This window comes from Streptomyces sp. 3N207, from assembly GCF_052246355.1.
Classification (GTDB): Bacteria; Actinomycetota; Actinomycetes; order Streptomycetales; family Streptomycetaceae; genus Streptomyces.
Genome location: NZ_JBQQBV010000053.1, coordinates 1 through 5,185, shown reverse-complemented (window position 1 = coordinate 5,185; position 5,185 = coordinate 1). Strand labels below are relative to the sequence as shown.

Below are 5,185 nucleotides of genomic sequence, written 5' to 3'. Positions count from 1 at the left end.
TTCGAAGGAAGCGTCCGTTCCTTGAGAACTCAACAGCGTGCCAAAAGTCAACGCCAGATATGTTGATACCCCGGCCTGTCGGACAGTAATTGTGTCGGCGGGTTGAGGTTCCTTTGAAAAAGATTACAGCGAGGACGCTGTGGACCGGGGGATTATTCCTTCCCTGGTTCCGCTCTTCCGCGAATTGAAGCATTCACGGAGAGTTTGATCCTGGCTCAGGACGAACGCTGGCGGCGTGCTTAACACATGCAAGTCGAACGATGAACCGGCTTCGGTCGGGGATTAGTGGCGAACGGGTGAGTAACACGTGGGCAATCTGCCCTGCACTCTGGGACAAGCCCTGGAAACGGGGTCTAATACCGGATATGACCACTTGGGGCATCTCATGGTGGTGGAAAGCTCCGGCGGTGCAGGATGAGCCCGCGGCCTATCAGCTTGTTGGTGGGGTGATGGCCTACCAAGGCGACGACGGGTAGCCGGCCTGAGAGGGCGACCGGCCACACTGGGACTGAGACACGGCCCAGACTCCTACGGGAGGCAGCAGTGGGGAATATTGCACAATGGGCGAAAGCCTGATGCAGCGACGCCGCGTGAGGGATGACGGCCTTCGGGTTGTAAACCTCTTTCAGCAGGGAAGAAGCGTGAGTGACGGTACCTGCAGAAGAAGCACCGGCTAACTACGTGCCAGCAGCCGCGGTAATACGTAGGGTGCGAGCGTTGTCCGGAATTATTGGGCGTAAAGAGCTCGTAGGCGGCTTGTCGCGTCGGATGTGAAAGCCCGGGGCTTAACCCCGGGTCTGCATTCGATACGGGCAGGCTGGAGTTCGGCAGGGGAGATCGGAATTCCTGGTGTAGCGGTGAAATGCGCAGATATCAGGAGGAACACCGGTGGCGAAGGCGGATCTCTGGGCCGATACTGACGCTGAGGAGCGAAAGCGTGGGGAGCGAACAGGATTAGATACCCTGGTAGTCCACGCCGTAAACGTTGGGCACTAGGTGTGGGCGACATTCCACGTTGTCCGTGCCGCAGCTAACGCATTAAGTGCCCCGCCTGGGGAGTACGGCCGCAAGGCTAAAACTCAAAGGAATTGACGGGGGCCCGCACAAGCGGCGGAGCATGTGGCTTAATTCGACGCAACGCGAAGAACCTTACCAAGGCTTGACATATGCCGGAAACGGCCAGAGATGGTCGCTCCCTTTGGGCCGGTGTACAGGTGGTGCATGGCTGTCGTCAGCTCGTGTCGTGAGATGTTGGGTTAAGTCCCGCAACGAGCGCAACCCTTGTCCTGTGTTGCCAGCAACTCTTCGGAGGTTGGGGACTCACGGGAGACTGCCGGGGTCAACTCGGAGGAAGGTGGGGACGACGTCAAGTCATCATGCCCCTTATGTCTTGGGCTGCACACGTGCTACAATGGCCGGTACAATGAGCTGCGATGCCGTGAGGTGGAGCGAATCTCAAAAAGCCGGTCTCAGTTCGGATTGGGGTCTGCAACTCGACCCCATGAAGTCGGAGTCGCTAGTAATCGCAGATCAGCATTGCTGCGGTGAATACGTTCCCGGGCCTTGTACACACCGCCCGTCACGTCACGAAAGTCGGTAACACCCGAAGCCGGTGGCCCAACCCCTTTGTGGGAGGGAATCGTCGAAGGTGGGACTGGCGATTGGGACGAAGTCGTAACAAGGTAGCCGTACCGGAAGGTGCGGCTGGATCACCTCCTTTCTAAGGAGCACTTCTTACCGGGCTTGCCCGGTCAGAGGCCCACTGCGTCAGCGAGTGTCTGACGGTGGGTTGCTCATGGGTGGAACGTTGACTATTCGGCCTGGCTGGTGCCGGTTTCGTTAGTACTGCCTCTTTGAGGTGTGGAACGCGGGTCTGGGGCTGGTTGGGTTGGGCGCGCTGTTGGGTGTCTGAGGGTACGGCCGTTTGTGGCTGTCCTTCGGTTGCCGGTCCCGGTGAACTCGCCGTTTGTGGTGGGGTGGTGGGTGGCTGGTTGTTGTTTGAGAACTGCACAGTGGACGCGAGCATCTGTGGCCAAGTTTTTAAGGGCGCACGGTGGATGCCTTGGCACCAGGAACCGATGAAGGACGTGGGAGGCCGCGATAGGCCCCGGGGAGCTGTCAACCGAGCTGTGATCCGGGGGTGTCCGAATGGGGGAACCCGGCAGTCGTCATGGGCTGTCACCTGCCGCTGAATGTATAGGCGGTGTGGAGGGAACGCGGGGAAGTGAAACATCTCAGTACCCGTAGGAAGAGAAAACAACCGTGATTCCGGGAGTAGTGGTGAGCGAAACCGGAGGAGGCTAAACCGTATGTGTGTGAGACCCGGCAGGGGTTGCGCATGCGGGGTTGTGGGACTGCGCTTCAGTCGTCTGCCGGCGGCTGGGTGAGTTAGAAACCGTATGGATAGGCGAAGGGCATGCGAAAGGCCCGGCGTAGAGGGTAAGACCCCCGTAGCTGAAATCTGTACGGCTCACTTGTGTTGTTCCCAAGTAGCATGGGGCCCGAGAAATCCTGTGTGAATCTGGCGGGACCACCCGTCAAGCCTAAATATTCCCTGGTGACCGATAGCGGATAGTACCGTGAGGGAATGGTGAAAAGTACCGCGGGAGCGGAGTGAAAGAGTACCTGAAACCGTGTGCCTACAAGCCGTGGGAGCGTCGCGTGGGGAATTCGTTTCCTGCGTCGTGACTGCGTGCCTTTTGAAGAATGAGCCTGCGAGTTTGCGGCATGTTGCGAGGTTAACCCGTGTGGGGGAGCCGTAGCGAAAGCGAGTCCGAAGAGGGCGTTTGAGTAGCGTGTTCAAGACCCGAAGCGGAGTGATCTAGCCATGGGCAGGGTGAAGCGCGGGTAAGACCGTGTGGAGGCCCGAACCCACCAGGGTTGAAAACCTGGGGGATGACCTGTGGTTAGGGGTGAAAGGCCAATCAAACTCCGTGATAGCTGGTTCTCCCCGAAATGCATTTAGGTGCAGCGTCGTGTGTTTCTTGCCGGAGGTAGAGCACTGGATAGGCGATGGGCCCTACCGGGTTACTGACCTTAGCCAAACTCCGAATGCCGGTAAGTGAGAGCGCGGCAGTGAGACTGTGGGGGATAAGCTCCATGGTCGAGAGGGAAACAGCCCAGAGCATCGACTAAGGCCCCTAAGCGTGTGCTAAGTGGGAAAGGATGTGGAGTCGCAGAGACAACCAGGAGGTTGGCTTAGAAGCAGCCATCCTTGAAAGAGTGCGTAATAGCTCACTGGTCAAGTGATTCTGCGCCGATAATGTAGCGGGGCTCAAGTACACCGCCGAAGTCGTGTCACTGCAACGTGAGGGCTAACGCCTGTTGTGGTGGGTAGGGGAGCGTCGTGTGCCGGGTGAAGCAGCCGTGGAAGCGAGTTGTGGATGGTTCACGAGTGAGAATGCAGGCATGAGTAGCGATACATGCGTGAGAAACGTGTGCGCCGATTGACTAAGGGTTCCTGGGTCAAGCTGATCTGCCCAGGGTAAGTCGGGACCTAAGGCGAGGCCGACAGGCGTAGTCGATGGAGAACCGGTTGATATTCCGGTACCCGCTATGCAGCGTCAAACATTGAATCAGGTGATGCTAAGTCCGTGAAGCCGCCTTCATGCTCTTCGGAGTGTGGGGGAGTGGTGGAGCCGACGGTCCAAGCTTGTAGTAGGTGAGTGATGGGGTGACGCAGTGAGGTAGTCCAGCCCGGGCGATGGTTGTCCCGGGGTAAGGGTGTAGCCCGTCAGGTAGGGAAATCCGCCTGGCATGGAGGGTGAGACCTGATGCCGAGCCGTTTGTGGTGAAGTGGGTGATCCTGTGCTGTCGAGAAAAGCCTCTAGCGAGTTGTGTGGCGGCCCGTACCCTAAACCGACTCAGGTGGTCTGGTAGAGAATACCGAGGCGTTCGGGTGAACTATGGTTAAGGAACTCGGCAAAATGCCCCCGTAACTTCGGGAGAAGGGGGGCCATTTCTGGTGATCCAACATGCTTGGTGAGCTGGGGGTGGCCGCAGAGACCAGCGAGAAGCGACTGTTTACTAAAAACACAGGTCCGTGCGAAGCCGTAAGGCGATGTATACGGACTGACGCCTGCCCGGTGCTGGAACGTTAAGGGGACCGGTTAGTCACTCTTCGGGGTGGTGAAGCTGAGAACTTAAGCGCCAGTAAACGGCGGTGGTAACTATAACCATCCTAAGGTAGCGAAATTCCTTGTCGGGTAAGTTCCGACCTGCACGAATGGCGTAACGACTTCTTGACTGTCTCAACCATAGGCCCGGTGAAATTGCAGTACGAGTAAAGATGCTCGTTTCGCGCAGCAGGACGGAAAGACCCCGGGACCTTTACTACAGCTTGATATTGGTGTTCGGTTCGGCTTGTGTAGGATAGGTGGGAGACTGTGAAGCGGCCACGCCAGTGGTTGTGGAGTCGTTGTTGAAATACCACTCTGGTCGTGCTGGATGTCTAACCTGGGTCCGTGATCCGGATCGGGGACAGTGTCTGGTGGGTAGTTTAACTGGGGCGGTTGCCTCCTAAAGAGTAACGGAGGCGCCCAAAGGTTCCCTCAGCCTGGTTGGTCATCAGGTGGTGAGTGTAAGTGCACAAGGGAGCTTGACTGTGAGACTGACGGGTCGAGCAGGGACGAAAGTCGGGACTAGTGATCCGGCGGTGGCTTGTGGAAGCGCCGTCGCTCAACGGATAAAAGGTACCCCGGGGATAACAGGCTGATCTTCCCCAAGAGTCCATATCGACGGGATGGTTTGGCACCTCGATGTCGGCTCGTCGCATCCTGGGGCTGGAGTCGGTCCCAAGGGTTGGGCTGTTCGCCCATTAAAGCGGTACGCGAGCTGGGTTTAGAACGTCGTGAGACAGTTCGGTCCCTATCCGCTGCGCGCGTAGGAGTCTTGAGAAGGGCTGTCCCTAGTACGAGAGGACCGGGACGGACGGACCTCTGGTGTGCCAGTTGTTCTGCCAAGGGCATGGCTGGTTGGCTACGTTCGGGAAGGATAACCGCTGAAAGCATCTAAGCGGGAAGCCTGCTTCGAGATGAGGACTCCCATCGCCTTGAGCGAGTAAGGCTCCCTGGAGATGACGGGGTTGATAGGCCGGGTCTGGAAGCACGGTAACGTGTGGAGGTGACCGGTACTAATAGGCCGAGGGCTTGTCCATAGATGCTCGCGTCCACTGTGTTGGTTCTGA

2 rRNA genes are annotated in these 5,185 nt (G+C 57.9%); both read left to right on the top strand.

Annotation, left to right across the window (positions count from 1 at the left end):
- Window positions 1-192: 192 nt before the first annotated feature.
- A 16S ribosomal RNA gene (locus ACTWP9_RS36530) occupies window positions 193-1,720 on the top strand.
- A 310-nt stretch (window positions 1,721-2,030) separates the two neighbouring features.
- Window positions 2,031-5,155: ribosomal RNA gene (locus ACTWP9_RS36525) — 23S ribosomal RNA — on the top strand.
- The 16S and 23S rRNA genes sit together here, the layout of an rRNA operon.
- Window positions 5,156-5,185: the final 30 nt, after the last annotated feature.